The 16,898-nt window shown below is 67.0% G+C and carries 16 protein-coding genes; 3 read left to right on the top strand and 13 right to left on the bottom strand.

The features are described from left to right. Positions 1-6: 6 nt before the first annotated feature. Positions 7-1,122 (top strand): pyridoxal-phosphate-dependent aminotransferase family protein, encoded by a 1,116-nt coding sequence (locus KNW02_RS10640; protein WP_431356753.1) that lies wholly within the window; start codon positions 7-9, stop codon positions 1,120-1,122. Positions 1,123-1,390: 268 nt separating this feature from the next. Beyond that, positions 1,391-2,107 carry a Crp/Fnr family transcriptional regulator gene (locus KNW02_RS10645; protein WP_216033254.1) on the top strand — a complete coding sequence of 239 codons (717 nt, stop codon included), beginning with the start codon at positions 1,391-1,393 and terminating at the stop codon, positions 2,105-2,107. On the opposite strand, the gene KNW02_RS10650 is transcribed toward KNW02_RS10645, so the two are convergent. The 6 genes from KNW02_RS10650 to KNW02_RS10675 are packed head-to-tail and all read right to left on the bottom strand — an operon-like array spanning position 2,100 to position 7,475. Further along, on the bottom strand, positions 2,100-2,345 hold the full coding sequence (locus KNW02_RS10650; protein ID WP_216033255.1) for a cytochrome C oxidase subunit IV family protein: 246 nt from the start codon (positions 2,343-2,345) through the stop codon (positions 2,100-2,102). The two genes, KNW02_RS10645 and KNW02_RS10650, sit on opposite strands and share 8 nt — an antisense overlap. Before the next feature lie 4 nt (positions 2,346-2,349). Next, on the bottom strand, positions 2,350-2,886 hold the full coding sequence (locus KNW02_RS10655; RefSeq protein ID WP_216033256.1) for a cytochrome c oxidase subunit 3: 537 nt from the start codon (positions 2,884-2,886) through the stop codon (positions 2,350-2,352). Next, positions 2,886-4,808, bottom strand: a complete 1,923-nt coding sequence (locus tag KNW02_RS10660; RefSeq protein WP_216033257.1) for a nitric oxide reductase activation protein NorD — start codon at positions 4,806-4,808, stop codon at positions 2,886-2,888. The genes KNW02_RS10655 and KNW02_RS10660 overlap by 1 nt, the downstream gene beginning before the upstream one ends. A gap of 14 nt (positions 4,809-4,822) precedes the next feature. Further along, a complete protein-coding gene (locus tag KNW02_RS10665) occupies positions 4,823-5,626 on the bottom strand; it encodes a CbbQ/NirQ/NorQ/GpvN family protein (RefSeq protein ID WP_216033258.1) in 804 nt (267 codons plus the stop codon). Positions 5,627-5,630: 4 nt separating this feature from the next. Further along, positions 5,631-7,001 carry a cbb3-type cytochrome c oxidase subunit I gene (locus tag KNW02_RS10670; protein ID WP_216033259.1) on the bottom strand — a complete coding sequence of 457 codons (1,371 nt, stop codon included), beginning with the start codon at positions 6,999-7,001 and terminating at the stop codon, positions 5,631-5,633. A 21-nt stretch (positions 7,002-7,022) separates the two neighbouring features. Continuing rightward, positions 7,023-7,475: a c-type cytochrome gene (locus KNW02_RS10675; RefSeq protein WP_216033260.1), complete on the bottom strand. Its 453-nt coding sequence runs from the start codon at positions 7,473-7,475 to the stop codon at positions 7,023-7,025. Between the two features lie 129 nt (positions 7,476-7,604). Here KNW02_RS10675 and KNW02_RS10680 point away from each other — a divergent pair, with 129 nt between their 5' ends. Next, positions 7,605-7,832: a hypothetical protein gene (locus KNW02_RS10680; RefSeq protein WP_216033261.1), complete on the top strand. Its 228-nt coding sequence runs from the start codon at positions 7,605-7,607 to the stop codon at positions 7,830-7,832. Between the two features lie 20 nt (positions 7,833-7,852). Here the strand turns inward: KNW02_RS10680 and KNW02_RS10685 are convergent, their stop codons facing one another. The 7 genes from KNW02_RS10685 to KNW02_RS10715 are packed head-to-tail and all read right to left on the bottom strand — an operon-like array spanning position 7,853 to position 16,539. Beyond that, positions 7,853-8,764 (bottom strand): FAD:protein FMN transferase, encoded by a 912-nt coding sequence (locus KNW02_RS10685; RefSeq protein ID WP_216033262.1) that lies wholly within the window; start codon positions 8,762-8,764, stop codon positions 7,853-7,855. 3 nt (positions 8,765-8,767) lie between these two features. Then, complete coding sequence (locus KNW02_RS10690; protein WP_252733701.1) at positions 8,768-9,358, bottom strand: nitrous oxide reductase accessory protein NosL; 591 nt, start codon at positions 9,356-9,358, stop codon at positions 8,768-8,770. Next, positions 9,355-10,179 (bottom strand): ABC transporter permease, encoded by an 825-nt coding sequence (locus KNW02_RS10695; RefSeq protein WP_216033263.1) that lies wholly within the window; start codon positions 10,177-10,179, stop codon positions 9,355-9,357. The genes KNW02_RS10690 and KNW02_RS10695 overlap by 4 nt, the downstream gene beginning before the upstream one ends. Further along, on the bottom strand, positions 10,176-11,075 hold the full coding sequence (locus KNW02_RS10700) for an ABC transporter ATP-binding protein (protein WP_216033264.1): 900 nt from the start codon (positions 11,073-11,075) through the stop codon (positions 10,176-10,178). The genes KNW02_RS10695 and KNW02_RS10700 overlap by 4 nt, the downstream gene beginning before the upstream one ends. Continuing rightward, entirely contained in the window at positions 11,041-12,372 is a 1,332-nt protein-coding gene (locus tag KNW02_RS10705) for a nitrous oxide reductase family maturation protein NosD (RefSeq protein ID WP_216033265.1), read from the bottom strand. The genes KNW02_RS10700 and KNW02_RS10705 overlap by 35 nt, the downstream gene beginning before the upstream one ends. 4 nt (positions 12,373-12,376) lie before the next feature. Then, positions 12,377-14,335, bottom strand: coding sequence for a TAT-dependent nitrous-oxide reductase (gene nosZ / locus KNW02_RS10710; protein WP_216033266.1), 1,959 nt, complete (start codon positions 14,333-14,335; stop codon positions 12,377-12,379). Positions 14,336-14,352: 17 nt separating this feature from the next. Next, complete coding sequence (locus tag KNW02_RS10715; RefSeq protein WP_216033267.1) at positions 14,353-16,539, bottom strand: NosR/NirI family protein; 2,187 nt, start codon at positions 16,537-16,539, stop codon at positions 14,353-14,355. Between the last annotated feature and the right edge of the window lie 359 nt (positions 16,540-16,898).

The raw sequence follows: 16,898 nt of genomic DNA on the forward strand, positions 1-16,898 counted from the left end.
TCGCCCATGTCCGCCATCGATCCCGACGGCCTGCAGGAATTCTCGGTGGTCTTCACCGACCGCTCGCTCAATCACATGTCGCAGAAATTCCAGGGCATCATGCGCGAGTTGTCGGCGACCCTGCGCCAGGTCTATGGCGCCGATCAGGTCGCCATCGTGCCCGGTGGCGGCAGCTATGCGATGGAAGCGGTGGCCCGCCAGTTCGGCCGGGGCGCGCATGCGCTGATCGTGCGCAACGGCTGGTTCAGCTATCGCTGGAGCCAGATTTTCGAGACGGGCGGATTCGCACGCGAAACCACGGTGGCGATGGCCCGGCCCGCCGGCAATGCGCCGCAGCCCGCCTATGCCCCGCCGCCCATCGAGGAGGTGGTGACGAAGATACGCGAGACCCGGCCCGACGCCGTCTTCGCGCCGCATGTCGAAACCTCGGCCGGGCTGATCCTGCCCGACGACTATATCACCGCGCTGGCCGGGGCGGCGCATGAGGTCGGCGCGCTGATGGTGCTGGACTGCATCGCCTCGGGCGCGGCCTGGGTCGATATGCGCGCAACCGGCGTCGATGTGCTGATCTCGGCCCCGCAGAAGGGCTGGTCGGCCTCGCCCTCGGCCGGGCTGGTGATGCTGTCGGAACGCGGCGCGGCGCGGCTGGCCGAGACCGAAAGCGACAGTTTCGCGCTGGACCTGAAGAAATGGCGCGCGATCATGGCCGCCTATGAGGATGGCGGCCATGCCTATCACGCGACCATGCCCACGGATGCGCTGACCGGGCTGTTGGAGGCGATGCGCGAAACCGCCGCGATGGGCTTCGATGCCGCCCGCGACGCGCAATGGCAGCTGGGTGAGGGCGTGCGCACCCTGCTGGCGGAAAAGGGCATCCGCCCCGTTGCCGCCCCCGGTTTCGGCGCACCGGGCGTGGTCGTCTCCTATACCGACGACCCCGAGATCAAGTCGGGGCGGAAATTCGCCGCCGAAGGGCTGCAGATCGCAGCCGGGGTGCCGCTGGCCATCGAGGAGCCGGCCGATTTCTCGACCTTCCGGCTGGGGCTGTTCGGGCTCGACAAGCTGAAGGATGTCGAGGGCACGCTGGCGCGGCTGCAAAGGGCGGTGGACAAGCTGTTCTGAGCAGCGGCGCCTGCGCCCCTGCGACCAGCGGGCCGGCGGCATTGTCTTGCCGATAAGGCAGGCCCGCGCCCGTCCGGCGCGTCCCGCCATTGCAGACTGGTCAATTCGCGCTTATTGCGCGTCACGCCCCTGCCCGACCGGCATGGCAGCGACTCGCCACGGATCGCCCCTTGCGCCCGTGCGAGCCTGCCTGAACGGTCGACGCCGCCAACAACATCTGCCGACCCGCCCGCTTCGTCCCGCCAGCCATTCCAGGAACCCCGATCCGATGAGCCTGAAGCTGACCCCCGCACATCGCCAGATCGCCAGCCAGTCGCGCCTGTTCTCGACCATGCCGCCGGATGTGCGCGAGCCGCTTCTGGATGCCGCGCGGATCGACCGCTATTCCCGTGGCGAGACGATCTTCAATCACGGCGACACCGCCCATGCGATCCATATCGTCGCCGAGGGCTGGGTAAAGCTGTATCGGATCGCGCCCAATGGCACCGAGGCGGTGGTGGGCGTCATGACCCGCGGCCAGAGCTTTGGCGAGCCGGTGGCGCTGCGCCGGGCCAGCTATCCGGTTTCGGCCGAGGCATCGACCATCTGCCAGTTGATTTCGGTGCCCGCGCAGGCGGTACTCGGCCTGCTGCAGACCTCGCCGGAAGCCGCGGTCTCGATCCTGGCGGCGACCTTCCTGCACCTGCAGGGTCTGGTCGAGCAGATCGAGCAGCTGAAGGCCCGCTCCGGCGCGCAGCGCGTCGCCGAATTCCTGCTGGAACTCTGCCCCGAAGGCGTCGAAAGCGCGACCGTCACCCTGCCCTATGACAAGGTTCTGATCGCGGGCCGGCTGGGGATGAAGCCCGAAAGCCTGAGCCGCGCCTTCGCCCGGCTGCGCGACCATGGGGTGCGGATCGACCAGGCCAGCGCCGAGATCGCCTCGGTCAGCGGCCTGCGCGATCTGGCCCATGCGGATCAGGTGCAGGCCCTCGGCCGGGTCATCTGAGCGCGACGGCATTCAGCCCCCAAAGCACGATCAGCCAGATCGCCAGCGGCACGGTGGCGACGGACAGCCAGCCCGGCGCGCCATCCAGATGCAGGAAACGGCCCAGAATCGTCCGCGCCTTGAGGAAGGCCAGCGCCAGCAGGCCGGCCGAGGCGATCCGGCCGCCGAAGGGCGCCAGAGACACCGTCGCCAGGATCAGCGCGATCAGGGTCAGCCAGGTGCGGGTCAGCTTGTCCATCGGATCACCCCAGTAGATAGATCGGCGGCAGGATCAGCACCCAGACCAGATCGACCATGTGCCAGAACATCGCGCCCGCCTGCACCGCGTCGGCCCGCGCCCGCAGCGCGACAAGGCCAAGGACGACCACGCCGGCGATCACATGGGCGGCGTGGAACCCGGTCAGCAGATAGTAAAAGGTGAAGAAGGGATGGCTCTCCATGCCGAGGCCGGCGCCGATGTCGCGGCTGTATTCCACCCCCTTCACGACCAGGAACAGGATGCCGCCAAGCGCGGCCAGCAGAAGCCCGATCCGGGCCTCGCGCCGCTGCCCGGCGGCGGCCGCCCGTTCCGCCCTTGCCGCGAACAGGCCGGATGTGACCAGAATCACCGTGTTCAGCGCCGCCATCCGCCCTTCCAGCTGTCCCTGCGCGGCCGAAAACCCCTGTGGATCGGTCAGCCACAGCGCCATCAGCACCGTGACCCCGGCGGCGAAGACCAGAACCTCCGAGGCGATCAGGATCCACATGATCAGCTCGCCCGGCAAATCGTCGAGCCGCATCACATCACCAGTTGCCGATAGATCTCGGGCAGCGCCGTGGTCAGGCGGTCGGGGTCGCGGATGACCGAGAAGCCGCCCTGCCCGAAGATGCGCGGAAACCATGACTGCGCGTCGCGGTCGATGGTGATGCCGAAGACCGCATGCCCGGCGCGACGCGCCTCGCGCACCGCCATGGCCGAATCCTCGATACCGTGCCGGCCCTCGTAGTGGTCCAGATCGTTGGGCTTGCCATCGGTGATGACGATCAGCAGCCGGCGCGAGCGGCCCTCCTTGGCCAGCCCCGATGCGGCATGGCGGATCGCCGCCCCCAGCCGGGTGTAGAAGCCGGGGCGCAGGGCATGAATGCGGGCCTCGATCACCGGCCCCATCGGCTCGTCGAAATCCTTGCAGTCGTGCAGCCAGACCCGGTTGCGCTTCAGCGATGAAAAGCCCTGGATGGCGCAGCGGTCGCCGCAGGCATCCAGCCCCCAGGCCAGCGCGGTCAGCGCCTCGCGCGCGATCTCGATCACCGGCCGGCCGGTGACCGCGCTTTCGGTCGAGCGCGACACGTCGAGCAGGATCGACACCGCCAGATCGCGGTTTTCGGGCCGGGCCTGCTGCCAGATCCGGTCCGATCCGCGCCCCGTCGCGCGCAGATCCGTCACCGAGCGCAGCGCCGCGTCGAGATCCAGTTCCTCGCCATCGGGCTGGGCGTGGCGGATCAGCTTGGCCGGGCGCAGCGCCTCGAACTGCCGCCGCACCGCCTGGATGCGGCGCTGGCTGGCCGGGTCGGTGATGCCCTGAAAATCGGGATCGGGTTCGACCGGCGCGGCCAGAACCCGACAGTGATCGGGCAGCCAGACGCCGCCGCGCGCATCCCATTCCGGATAGGTAAAGGCCCCGGCAATCCGCTCGCGGTCCACGTCCTCTGGGGCAAGGTCGAGATGCAGCTTCAACTTGGTTGCCGGGGCCTTCGAAAGCTGGCCCAGGACGATTTCCTCGTGATCCTCGGCCGCCTTCTTCGCATTGTCGAGGTCATCGTCCTCGACGCGGCGATTGATGTTCATGAATTCCGCCCAGGACAGCAGTGCCTCGAACTTGTAGAGGATGATGCTGTCCTTGCGCTCGGCCTGGTCGGACGCCATCCGCCGCGCCTTGCGGGCGGTGCCATCGCCGGCCTCCTCGGGCGTGCCGTCGGTCGGCAGGCTGGCCACCTCGGTTCCGGCCGAGACGGCAAACCCGCGCAGATCGGGCCAGAGCGGCACCGGCAGGAAGGGACGATAGCCCTTCGGTGCGCGCCAATGGGCGGGCGGGTTGTCATAGCCCGCCAGAAGCCCCGCCTCGGGGCGGGCAGGATCGCCCAGCAGATGCCGGACAAGCCGTTCCACCTGTGCCTCGGTCCCGGTCAGCCGCGGGCGATTGCGTTCCTGCAGATGCGCAGCACAGAGCCGCTGCCACAGCGCACGCAGCCCCGGCGCCTGCGCCAGCGTGGCGCGGGTCATGGCGACACCGGCCCGGATCGCCGCCAGATCGGCGCGGAACGGATCGGGCGCGGGCGCGTGGCCGGGCGCATGGGCGCTGGCGGCCGCCAGCCACAGATACAGCGCCTCGTTATCCTCGCGTTCGGGAAAGACCGACAGTTCGGCCGGCAGGCGCAGCGCCTCGCCATCGAAACTGGTGCGCGACAGGGACTCGGATTCGAAGGCCAGCCGCCGCCGCCACGAGATGCGGTGGCGGCTGGTCTCGTCCGCGACCGGCTTCATCTCGACATCGGGATCGCCGCCCAGCCCGCGAAACAGCACGGCGATACGGCCGCGCATGTCGTCGAAGCGCACGGCGGCGTCGGGATAGCGCACCGGCGGATCCATCCGCGAGGCCAGCAGATGCCACAGCTTGCCGACGGTTTCCTCCGGCTCCCACGGCGCGATCTCGAGGTGACCCATGCCCTGCTCCTGCCTCAGCCGGTCACGGCCGTAACCAGATCCATCAACCCCCTGCGGGTGTCCGGATCATCGGTCAGCGGCTCGATCATGGCGGCGCGGATGGCGCGGTCGAAGCCCATGCCGCCGGCGATCAGCGTCGCGGCATAGACCACCAGCCGGGTCGAGACGCCCTCTTCCAGATCCTGCCCCTTCAGACCGCGCAGCTTGCCGGCCAGCCGGACCAGAAGCTCGACCCGGTCGTCGGACAGCCCGCTTTCCTGGGCGACCACCGGAATCTCGTGCTCGGGCCGGGGAAAGGTGAACTCGACCGACAGGAAGCGTTGCCGGGTCGAGGGTTTCAGCGTCTTCAGGATATTCTGGTAGCCGGGGTTATAGCTGGCAACCAGCATGAAGCCCGGTGCCGCCTGCAATTCCTCGCCGGTGCGGTCGATCGGCAGGATGCGGCGGTCGTCGGTCAGGGGGTGCAGCACCACGGCCACGTCCTTGCGCGCCTCGACCACCTCGTCGAGATAGCAGATGGCGCCCTCGCGCACGGCGCGGGTCAGCGGGCCGTCGACCCAGACCGTCTCGCCGCCCTTCAGAAGATAACGCCCGATCAGGTCGGCCGCGGACAGGTCGTCATGGCAGGCCACGGTATAGAGCGGCCGGCCCAACCGCGCAGCCATATGCGCGACAAAGCGGGTCTTGCCGCAGCCGGTTGGCCCCTTCAGCAGCAGGGGCAGGCGGGCGGCATGGGCGGCGGCGAAGACATCGCATTCGTCGCCCTGCGCGAGGTAGAAGGGGGCATCCGCCCCCTTCACGTGGAAGTTTCCGTCCATGGGTTCACTCCGCCGCATGCTGGACGACGGGACCCGGCTCGATCACCTCGCGCCGCGGGATCAGCAGCGCATAGATCAGCATGTAGGCGCCCAGCACCACCATCGCGCCCGCACCCAGCCGCATCCAGAAGAACAGCACGATCTGGTCCTGAACCTCCATGAAGTACTCACCCATGACGCGTTGCAGATGCGTCTGGATGGTGCCGGCGAAGGTCAGCACGAAGGTCATGAACAGCATGCCGCCCGACATCACCCAGAACCCGATCATGTTCAGCACCTGGTTATAGGGCTCGCGCTTGCGCAGGATCGGCAGCGCATAGGTGAACAGCGCGAGGTTGAGGCAGACATAGGCGCCATAGAAGGCCAGGTGGCCATGCGCTGCGGTGACCTGCGTGCCGTGGGTATAGTAGTTCACCCCGTGCAGCGTATGCAGGAAGCCCCAGACCCCGGCGCCGAAGAAGGCCAGCACCGCGCAACCCAGCGACCACAGCAGCGCCGCCTTGTTCGGATGCTCGCGACGGCCCTTCCAGACCATCACGAAGGCAAAGGCCATCATGGCGAAGAAGGGCACCACCTCGAAGCTGGAGAAGATCGAGCCGATCCACTGCCAGTAGCCGGGCAGGCCGATCCAGTAGTAATGGTGGCCGGTGCCGAGGATGCCCGAGAACAGCGCCGTGGCGACGATGACGTAAAGCCATTTCTCGACCACCTCGCGGTCGACGCCGGTCAGCTTCAGCATCAGGAAGCCAAGGACCGAGGCCATGATCAGTTCCCACACGCCCTCGACCCACAGATGGACGACGTTCCACCAGTACTGCTTGTCCAGCGCCAGGTTCACGGGGTTGTAGAAGGAGAACAGGAACAGCAGTGCCAGCCCCCACAGCCCCATCAGCAGGATCGAGGAGATCACCGTCTTGCGGCCCTTGGCCACCGTCAGGGTGACGTTCCACAGGAAGATCAGCGCCGCCACGACGATCCCGATCTTGACCCAGGTGGGCTGTTCCAGGAACTCGCGCCCCTGACGGCCCAGAAGATAGTTCCCCTCGAACAGGTTGAACAGATAGGTCACCACGACACCCGCGGTGCCGATCACCAGAATGGCCAGCTGGATATAGGCGGCCTTGACCGAGTGGATTTCACGCTCGGCCTCCTCGGGGATCACGAAATAGGCGGCGCCGAAGAACCCGGTCAGCAGCCAGACGATCAGCGAGTTGGTATGCAGCATGCGCCCGATCGAGAAGGGCAGCACCTCGGAAAGGAAATTCGGCTGGACATAGATATAGCCGATCACCAGCCCCATGGTCACCTGAACGGCGAACAGGGCAAGGGCGACATAGATATAGGCCAGCGCGATCTTTTGTGACTGATATTTCATGTTGTTCTCCTAGAGCCGCGATCAACCGGCGTCGTTGGGCGGCCAGCCCTGGGTATTGATCGTGCTGGTCCAGAGCAGGAAGTCCGACAGTCCGCGAATCTCCTCGTCACTCAGGTTGAACTGCGGCATCTGGCGGCGCCCCTCGATGCCGGTGGGCTGGGCTTCCATCCAGCCTTTCAGCGTCTCGAAGGCGGAATCGGGATCGTCCTGAACGCCCCAGCGGACCATGACATTGCCCAGTTCGGGTGCGAAATAGGCCCCCTCGCCGAGGATCGAGTGACAGTTCACGCAGGCCTTGCGTTCCCAGACATGCTTGCCCAGGGCCACGCTGTCCGTGAGTTCCTCCTCGTTGGTGGAGACGTTCACGATATACCAATGGCCATGCACGAACAGGGCTATGAAGATGAGAATGAAGAACAGCGACCCGCCATAGAAGATGTTGCGGGCCATGCTCTTCGTCAGAACTTCGCGCATGGCGAGATTCTCCGAAGTTGTTGACGATGCTTCCGATGTGCCCGAATGACACGCGGGCGACCTTAACATAAGTCAAGGTGATGACATATTCGTTATGAGAGGTTGCGCGCCGTGGCAAAGGAGACGGGAATGCATGATCGCTGGCCAGTCTGGAAGCTTGCGCTGCTGCTCTATGTCTTCGCGGCGGCGGCGGTGGCGATCAACCTGTTCATGCTGGGCCTGATGATGCAGGCCTTCGGCTTCACCGCCCTGTCACCGGTCCGAACCCTGCTGATCTCGATCCCGCTGGGGATCCCCGCAGCCTGGGCTGCCGGCCGCTGGGTGCGGCACCTGCTGGACGAAGCAGAGGAGGGCTGAGGCCCCGCCCGCCTCTCGACTCACGCGCGGACCGCGGCTTCCAGCCGGGCGCCGGCGAAACCTGCGATCAGCCGCTTCATCTGCGCCTCGTCGCGGGTCAGGCAGGCGGCCGTCGACAGCGCGTCAGCCAAGCCGGCCGAGGCGGCCGAGACGCTGACCTCACGCCAGATGGCTGCCACGGGCCGGCCGGTGGCGGGGTCGATGATATGGCCATCCGCACCGGTCGAATCGAAGGTCGTCCCGCGCGGCGCCGAGGTCGCCAGCGCCCGGTCGCGAAGGTCGACCGAGCCACCGGCCTGCAGCCGCACCGGCCAGTCGCCGCCATCGGGTTGCCCCCCCAAGGCGCGAAACTCGCCGGTATCGATCAGGATGTCGGTCAGCCCCTCGGCCTCCAGCAGCAGGGCCACCCGGTCGGCGACATAACCCTGCCCGACCCCGTTCAGGGTCAGCGCCATGCCAGGCCGCAGGCTGACACGAGCGGGATCGAACCGCAGCCCCGCCCAGCCGCTGCGCGCGCGGGCCGCCCTGATCGCGGCGGGATCCGGGCGATCCCCGGCCGCAGCCGCCTCGGCCCAAAGCGTCCAGAGCGGCTGGATGCTGGGATCAAAGGCGCCCTCGCTGGCGCGATGAACCGCGCCGGCCAGTGCCAGACAGTCCAGCAGCTCGAACGGCGGCGCGGGCAAATCCCCGTCCCGGTTCAGACGCGACAGGGCACTGTCCGGCCGGTAGAGGCTGAGAATGTCCTCCAGCCGGTCGATTTCGGCCAGCGCCCGGGCGGCGATGGTCTCGGCCTGCGGGTGATCGAGGCGCAAGGAGGCCCGCGCGCCCATGGCCTGCCCGGTCCAGACCCGCGCTGCCGGTCGGGCCAGGGCGGTCCGGGTGGTGGCGGCCATGGCCGCGGAAATGGCGATGAAGCGGCGGCGTGTCAGCATGGGTCAACCTCCGTTCGGGCGCGACAGGGCGCGCAGACGTTGTTCGAAATCATCATCGGGCGCGGCCTGCGGGCCGCCCTGCTCGACCGGAGCGAGGACCGCGGCATCCGGAATCTCGGCCAGGGTCAGGACCCGCCCCCCTTCCCGCGCCGCAAAGTTCTCGGCCGCCGCGCGAGAGGCGAAGGGCACGGTTTCGGGCGCCCCCATCCCGCCCTCGCGACCGGAGCCGAGGACATAGAAGGCCGCGTCCGCGTCGATCCAGTTGCCGTCTCCCGGCATCTCCCAGGTGGCTCCGTCCGCGCCCATGTCGTTGACATGGATGGCAAGAATCGGGGCCATCTGCTCGGGCGCGCGGGCATAGGCGATGGCATCGCGCACCTGGCTGAAGAACAGCGGACCGCCGGGTACGCCTTCCAGATGGACCTGCGCCTTGGGGCCGGGGTGTTCCAGCAGGTTCATCTGACAGAAATGGCCCAGCGTCTCGGCGCTGACCTCGACGGGTGAGACATCCTGCGCCACCTCGTCGCGGCAGGCGACCAGACCCAGCAGGGCCAGCGCCAGCAGGACAGTTCTTGCCTTGGCTGTCATCATCATGGTGTCACCTTGCGGAATGCCGCCCAGGCAAGGGCGAGTGCAGCAACCGGCCACAGCAGCAGCGACGCCGCCGACTGCCAGAGCGGGACCGAGCCGGCCGCCCCGCCGATCCCGCCGGCTGCGGCGGTCGCCTCGGCGGCGGCAAGGTTGAACAGACGGAACGCATCCGCCGGATTGGCCAGAAGGGCGATCGGCAGGACCTCGGTGGTGAAACCGCCGCCGCCATCCGAGACGATCAGCGCCAGCAGCCCCAGATCGTAGAGGACGACCAGCCCCAGCCACAGCCCGATGGCCAGCCCCGCAGCCCCCGACGGGCGCCGCGACAGCGACGACAGCGCATAGCCCGCCCCGAGGAAGGTCGCCCCCAGCAGGGCCGACGACCAGACCAGCCGCCACAGCGCCGGCAGTCCGGCAGCGGCGTCCGGATCGACCAGCAGCGCCGCCAGCGCCGCCGCGCCATAGCCAAGCGCCACGGCAAGCGTCAGGACCGCCAGATGGGCCAGCAGCTTGCCCAGCAGGATCTGCAGCCGCGAGACCGGATAGGTCAGCAAGAGCGGCAGGGTGCCGCGCTCGGCCTCGCCGGCGATTGCATCGAAGCTCATCAGAAGGGCCAGCAGCGGCACCAGATAGACCGCCAGCGAGGTCAGGGAAGCGGCGGTGACCGACAGCCGGTCCGCGCCGATATCGCCGGTCGGCGCCGCGCCGGCGGCGGCAAGGACCAGCGAAAAGAGCAGCATCAGCAGCGTGGCGATGGCGACCCAGCGGTTGCGCAGCGCAATGCGGAACTCGCTGGCGGCGGTGGCAAGGATCGGGGCGATCATTGGCCGTCCCTCCGGCTGAAATGGCTGTAGATATCCTCGAGACTGGGCGGGACCAGATCAAGATCGGCGACCCGCGCGCCCTGCCCCGCGATCCGCGCCAGCAGCGCCAGCTTTTCGGATTGCGGACAGTCCAGATGCAACTGGCCGCCGGCCCCCGGCCTTGCGCCGGGCAGGACCGCGGCCAGATCCGCCGCATAGCCATTGGCCGGCGTCACATGCAGCGCCACCGGCAGCGCGGCCCGGTGGCGCAGATCGGCCAGCGTGCCCTCGGCCACCAGGCGGCCGCGCGACAGGATCAGGATGCGGTCGGTCCGCGCCTCGACCTCGGTCAGCACATGCGAGGACAGCAGGATCGCCGCGCCCTCGGCCGCCAGCCCGTCAAGCAGGGCGTAGAAATCGCGGCGCGAAACCGGATCCAGCCCCGAAGTCGGCTCGTCAAGGACCAGCAGCTTCGGCCGGCCGATCAGGGTCTGCGCAAGGCCGACGCGCTGCCGCATGCCCTTGGAATAGGTGCCGATCCGGCGCCGCGCGGCATCGGCAAGCCCGACCCGCGCCAGCAGGTCCATCGCCTGACGCGGATTCTCGCCGCGCAGCGACAGGTATTGGCGGATCTGTTCCTCGCCGGTCAGGGCCGGATGAAAGGCCGCGTTTTCGGGCAGATAGGCGACCTGCGCCCGCGCCCGGGGCGATCCGGGCGCGGCACCGCAGACCTCGACCGTGCCGCCATCGAAGGGGATCAGGCCCAGAACGATCTTCATCAGCGTCGATTTCCCGGCGCCGTTATGGCCCAGAAGCGCCACTCGCATGCCGGGTTCTACCGCCAGCGACACCCCGGTCAGCGCCTCGACCGCCTGAAAGCGCTTAGTGAGATGCGAGATTTTGAGGGTCGATGTCATCGAAACGTCCTTTCGTCCATCGTCCGGCAACCTCGGCCTCAAGCGGCAGGATCGCGGGCGGGACGGGAATGGTCAGGGGCCGCATCAGCGGCGCGGAATCCTGCACGCCGCCGGGCAGGGTCGCGGGAAAGCTCTGCTGGCTCCAGCGCACCAGCTGGACCGCCGGCGATCCGGTCAGCAGGGCGGCGGCGGGTTGCGACCAGAGGATCTGGTCCATCAGGTCGTTCGGCCGATAGCGGCTGTCGGCGATACCGTCGCCGTTCAGGTCGAAGGCCGGATGGTCGGACCAGAAATTGCCCCGGCCCTCGTGGCTCCACTCCATGTTGCGGGTCCCGACATATTTGACCTGCTCGCGATTGCCGATGAAGGCGTTTCCGGTCAGCACGTTGCGCTCGGATCCGGCGGTGAAGTGCAGGCCGATGCCACAGCCCTCGAAGCGGTTGTTCCAGATCAGGTTCTTGTGGGCGTTATAGATGAAGAGGCATTTCTTCGCCCCCCCACGGATCAGGTTGCCGGTCACGTCGGCATTGTTGGCATAGTTCAGCATCAGCCCGTGCTCGCGGTCGCCAAGGCTGAGATTGTCGCGGATCACCGCCCGGTCCGAGAACATGATGGCAAAGCCCAGATGGTTGCCGATCGAGACGTTCCCCGAGATTTCGGTGTTGCGCGTATACATGAAATGGACCGCGAAGCGCAGGTCGCGCATCACATTGCCCCGATAGATGCTGTCGGCGCTGGTATTCGAGAAGATGCCGTCGCGCCCGTAGCGGATGGTATTGCCTTCCAGCAATGTGCCGGGGCTGTCCCAGACATAGATGCCGTTGCCGCGCTCGTTCATGCGCGGGTTGCGGGTGCCGATGATCTCGTTGCCGACGACCTTCGCGTCGCGGCCGCCATGAACGTCGATACCATGCATGTTGCCGGTCAGCAGCAGGTTCTCGACCCGCACCCGATCCGCGCCCTTGAGGATTTTCACCCCGGCATCCAGTTCCTCGTTCGCATGACCCGATCCGGTGACCGAAAAGCCCGAGAGCGTGACATCCGGGGCGGTGATGGTCACGACCGTGCCGCTGCCGCCGCCGTCGATCACCGCATCGCGCGACCCGCGCAGGGTCAGCGGGCGGTCGATGGTGACGGGACCGCGATAGGCCCCGTCACCCAGGATCAGCACATCGCCCGGCGCGGCCGTCGCGATGGCACGGGCCAGATCGCCCTGACCCGGCGCGACCGTGCGCTCGGCCGCCGCCAGAGCCGGCGGGGCAAGCACGAGGGCAAGGATCAGGGCAAGCCAGCGCATGGGATCAGACGCCCCTCGGCTCGACGAACATGCGACCGCGCATCTCCATGTGCAGCGCATGGCAGAACCACTGGCAGTAATACCAGTAGACCCCCGGCGTCGCCGCGACGAAGGTGACCGAGGCCGTCTGCTGCGGCCCGATCTCCATCGCCACGCCATGATTGCCCAGGGTGAAGCCGTGGGTCAGGTCGTCGATCTCGTCGATATTGGTGATGATCACCGTGACCTCGTCGCCCTCCTTCACCGTAAAGCTTTCGAGCGAGAAGTTGGGCGCCGAGCTGGACATGTAGACCCGCACCTTGTCGCCGTCGCGGATCACCTCCTCGACCCAGTCGTCGATATCGACGCCATCGGCCTCGGCCTGCGCGCGCGTCTCGGCCCACATCGGGTCGTTGCGGTCCCAGACCGACTTGATGTTCGACAGGATCGAGGGATGGACCGAGATGGCGTCATGCGGCTCGGCGAAGGTCGGGCCGTCATGGACCAGAACCATCTTGTCGCCCGAGATGTCGATCAACTGGTCGTTCTCTGCCTTCAGCGGCCCGACATTCAGGAAGCGGTCCTTCGAGAACTTGCACAGGCAGACCAGCCAGTCATTGCCGGCATCCAGCGTTTCGCCCATCACCGTCTTCAGGTGGCCGGGCTGGTAATGCACGTCGATCTTGTCCTTGATCGGATCGACCTGTTCGCCGGCATAGGCGCGGATGGCGTCCTCGATGTTCCATTTCACCACCTGGCTGTCGAGGAACAGCGAGGTATAGGCATTGCCGCGCCCGTCGAAGGCGGTGTGAAGCGGCCCGAGGCCCAGTTCCGGCTCGGCGACGACGGCGCTGCGGGGATCGGCATTCTCAGCGAACAGCGCGTCGAACTTGGTAACGTCCAGCACCGTGACCGTGGGCGACAGCTTGCCCGCGATGCAGAGATGCTTCTTGTCCGGCGCCATGTTGCAGCCATGCGGGTTGTTGGCGATCGGGATATAGCGGGTGAACTGGCTGTTGGCGTCTTTGCGCCCGTCCAGAACCTTGACCCCGTTCACCTCCTGGAATTCGCCGGCGGCCACGGCCCGCTCGATCTCGGCGATGTTGAAGACGACGACATGATCCATCTCGGACTCGGTCATCTCGGCCAGGGTCATCCCCATTTCCGAGTTGTAGGAGGTCGAGAAGGCCCATTTGCCTTCGTAATCGGCGTCGCAGTTGTCGAGGTTGCCCGAGACCAGAACCTGCCAGGCCACGTCCCACTTGTCGGCATCGACGGCGGTGAAGACGTTCACATAGGTCGAGACGTCATTCATGGTCGAGCCGTCATTGACCAGCGGTGCCTCGTCCTCGCCATTGCAGAAGACATAGTTCGAGCGCGGCCATTTCTGCGGGCGCAGGCCATGGATCCCCTTGGCATTCGGGATCTCGAGGATCGCGTCGCATTTCATCACGTCGCAGCGGACCCGTGCCACGCGGGTATTGGCCTTGTCGTTCATGAACAGGTAGCGGCCGTCATACTTGCCATCGGTGAAGGACATGTGGACATGGTGCAGGTCGCCATTGTCGTGGATCTGCTTGCCGTTGGCGGCCAGCTGGCGCTTGGTCGCCTCGCTCATGGTCCGCTGGTGGACGCGGATCGATTCGTTGGTCTGGCCCCAGCCGGTGGCCGAGCAGCGGTTGAACACCGGCACCCGCATCAGTTCGCGCATCGAGGGAACGCCGAGGATGCGCATCTCGCCCGCCTGGCCCGAGGACCAGAAGCCGTAATAATCGTCAAGCTGGCCCGGCAGGATGGCGCCATTGCCCTCGGCAGCGGCGGCCGCGCCCGCGGTCAGCGCCGTGGTCGTTCCGACGGCGCCCAGCCCCAGCGAGACGGGGCCCAACGCCAGCCGACCGCCAAGCGCACCGGCTGCGGCCGCGCCGCCCGCCGTAGCGCCTAGCATCGCGCGCCGGCTCAGTCCCTTGTTGTCTTTCGATTCCATGATCGAACTCCTCTTGGTTAAAGGTTGCCGGCACGGGCGGCATTGGGATGCCCGGCCGGTGGATTGCCCAGTTTCGGCGGCGTGCTGGCCGCGACGGCACCGCGCCGCTTCATCTTCTTGATGACGACCGGGCAGGTGGTTTCGGACTGGTAGAGCACCTGACAATGCAGACAGTTCACGCATTCGTTCGGGTTGATCTCACCGGTCGGATGGATGGCCTGCACCGGGCATTGATGGGCGCAGGTCTGGCAGGGATTTCCGCATTCGTGATAGCGCTTGAGCCAGTCGAACATCCGCAGCCGCGCCGGGATCGCCAGCGCCGCGCCCAGCGGGCAGAGATAGCGGCAATAGAAGCGCTCGACGAACAGCCCGGCGATCAGCAGCGCGGCGGCATAGGCCACGAAAGGCCAGGCGCGCAGGAATTTCAGGATGATCGCGGTCTTGAAGGGCTCGATCTCAGCCAGATGCTCGGCCTGTTCGACGCTGACCAGCGACACGCCGAACAGCCCGAGGAAGATCATGTACTTGACCGGCCACAGCCGCTCGTGCAGGCCCCAGGGCAGAGTCCATTGCGGCACCCCCAGCCGGCGCGCGATACGGTTGGTGATTTCCTGCAAGGCGCCAAAGGGGCAAAGCCAGCCGCAATAGGCACCGCGCCCCCAGAACAGCAGCGCGGCCGCGACCGCGAACCACAGGATGAAGGTCAGCGGATCCAGCAGGAAGGCCTGCCAGCTGAAGCCGTTGACCAGGCTGCCGAACAGCGCCATCAGGTTCACCACCGACAGCTGCGCATTGGCATACCAGCCCAGAAAGACCAGCGTGACCGTCAGGAAGGTCATCCTGAAGATGAAGAAGCCGCGCTCGTTCCGGGTGACGAAGCTCTGGAAGAAGAACGCGCCCGTCAGCACCAGCAGCATTCCCGCGAGGCCCGCGATCTTCACGGTCGAATCGCTCCAGATCCGTTTCCACAGAACGGCCTGCGCCTGGTCCTCATCGGCATCGGCGATCTGCTCGACCTCGGCCGGGGCCTCGGGCGCGGCGATCTTGCGCAGGTATTTCTGCGGCAACTGATAGCCCAGATCGAAGGTCTGGAAGACCTTCTCGATCGGCCCGACCTCGCGATGAACCAGAAGCTGGATGCGGAAGGGCCGGGTCGGATCGAAACCCGACGAGGCCGGAATCCGGAACAGGTCCATCTCGGTGAATTCCGGCGCTCCTTCGGCCTTTACTCCGCCCAGCCGGCGATGGTCGCGGTCGCGGAACCGGACCGAGACATCGTCCTGAATCAGCACGATCCGGTCAAAGATGCCGCCGCGCACATAGCCCGATCCCTTGAAGCTGTAGAGCCCGCGGCCCATGACCGCGATGGCCTGATCGCCCTCGTCCAGCCAGGTGCCAAGGTTGGCGAAGTCGCCATCCGACAGCAGCGCCTCACCGATCGCCGGAACCGAGACGAGGGCCACCTGCATCTCGATGAAGGTAGCCTCGGGCGCCTCGGTCAGGGCCCGCTCGGCGGCACGCGCATCGGGATGGGCGGCGAAGGCACTGTTGACCTGCCCCACATCCAGCGACAGCCGGCGCAGCGTGCCGTCGCCCTCGGCCTCGAACCAGTCGGCGGCAGGGGCCGCGTCGGGATCGATCTCCAGTTGCGGACCCGTCGCCGCCTTGTCGGGCTGCAGCCCGCCCAGGCCCAATGTCCGGGCAACCTTCAGCCCCGAGCGGATGATGGAATCGTCGATCACCATCACCGTGACCGTCGCGCCCGAGATGATGTCCACCTCATGCGAGGTTCCCCCCGAACGCGCCTCGGCCACGAGATCAAGCCCGGCATAGCCTTCGACCAGCGCCTTGACCTTCGAATCGGGGATGCCGATCAGCACGATCGGCTCGGAATGCTTGAGCAGGCGGACGGCCAGAACCTTCGCGTCCTTGTCCACCACGACCAGCGAATGAATGGGCTTGCCCGAATAGCCGGTCGTCCCGACGAAATCCGAGGTGATGAAGGCCCAGGCGACGGTCTCGCCGTCCTTCAGGACCGGGGCGACGGGCAGATCCTCGCGGATCGGCCCGAAACCCTCGGCGCCGGGCACCAGATCCGAGGCCACCTGACCGGGCAGCAATCCGGACAGGACCGTTTCGGCGCTGACCGGCCCGGCAAGAACCAGAGCGAGGACGAGGCAAAGGGCGAGGCGGAGGAACTTCATGCTCGGACATTCCTTGCATATGCCCGGAGCGGATCCGCCAAGGCGCTATCCGCGCCCCGGCCGGAGTCGGAGGCCGGGGCTTCAATCCGGGGAAAGTCACGGGGAAGGCCGCGCGACAGCGGGCGCAACGAGGCGCGATGCAACGCCACCTCAGGCCCGGCTGGGCGGGATAGGCGGCGCGGGCTGACATCGGTTCCGGCCGGTTGCGCCCCGTCCATGCGACCCTCGCCCCAGCCGGCCAGCAGCAGGAAAACCGACACAAATGTCAGCCAGGTCCGAATCGGCAAGGGGCGGATCGCGCGCTTCATGCCACGGCTTCTAGGCCGACAATGATGACTCTACCTTGATATTTATCAAAC

Source organism: Paracoccus marinaquae, assembly GCF_018860165.1.
Lineage (GTDB): Bacteria > Pseudomonadota > Alphaproteobacteria > Rhodobacterales > Rhodobacteraceae > Paracoccus > Paracoccus marinaquae.

Coding starts and splice junctions, on each gene's coding strand:
- nosZ (WP_216033266.1), bottom strand. CDS start 14,335: ATGGAATCGAAAGACAACAAGGGACTGAGCCGGCGCGCGATGCTAGGC.
- KNW02_RS10670 (WP_216033259.1), bottom strand. CDS start 7,001: ATGAAATATCAGTCACAAAAGATCGCGCTGGCCTATATCTATGTCGCC.
- KNW02_RS10680 (WP_216033261.1), top strand. CDS start 7,605: ATGCATGATCGCTGGCCAGTCTGGAAGCTTGCGCTGCTGCTCTATGTC.
- KNW02_RS10685 (WP_216033262.1), bottom strand. CDS start 8,764: ATGCTGACACGCCGCCGCTTCATCGCCATTTCCGCGGCCATGGCCGCC.
- KNW02_RS10640 (WP_431356753.1), top strand. CDS start 7: ATGTCCGCCATCGATCCCGACGGCCTGCAGGAATTCTCGGTGGTCTTC.
- KNW02_RS10650 (WP_216033255.1), bottom strand. CDS start 2,345: ATGGACAAGCTGACCCGCACCTGGCTGACCCTGATCGCGCTGATCCTG.
- KNW02_RS10690 (WP_252733701.1), bottom strand. CDS start 9,358: ATGATGATGACAGCCAAGGCAAGAACTGTCCTGCTGGCGCTGGCCCTG.
- KNW02_RS10700 (WP_216033264.1), bottom strand. CDS start 11,075: ATGACATCGACCCTCAAAATCTCGCATCTCACTAAGCGCTTTCAGGCG.
- KNW02_RS10665 (WP_216033258.1), bottom strand. CDS start 5,626: ATGGACGGAAACTTCCACGTGAAGGGGGCGGATGCCCCCTTCTACCTC.
- KNW02_RS10675 (WP_216033260.1), bottom strand. CDS start 7,475: ATGCGCGAAGTTCTGACGAAGAGCATGGCCCGCAACATCTTCTATGGC.
- KNW02_RS10660 (WP_216033257.1), bottom strand. CDS start 4,808: ATGGGTCACCTCGAGATCGCGCCGTGGGAGCCGGAGGAAACCGTCGGC.
- KNW02_RS10715 (WP_216033267.1), bottom strand. CDS start 16,539: ATGAAGTTCCTCCGCCTCGCCCTTTGCCTCGTCCTCGCTCTGGTTCTT.
- KNW02_RS10645 (WP_216033254.1), top strand. CDS start 1,391: ATGAGCCTGAAGCTGACCCCCGCACATCGCCAGATCGCCAGCCAGTCG.
- KNW02_RS10655 (WP_216033256.1), bottom strand. CDS start 2,886: ATGCGGCTCGACGATTTGCCGGGCGAGCTGATCATGTGGATCCTGATC.
- KNW02_RS10705 (WP_216033265.1), bottom strand. CDS start 12,372: ATGCGCTGGCTTGCCCTGATCCTTGCCCTCGTGCTTGCCCCGCCGGCT.
- KNW02_RS10695 (WP_216033263.1), bottom strand. CDS start 10,179: ATGATCGCCCCGATCCTTGCCACCGCCGCCAGCGAGTTCCGCATTGCG.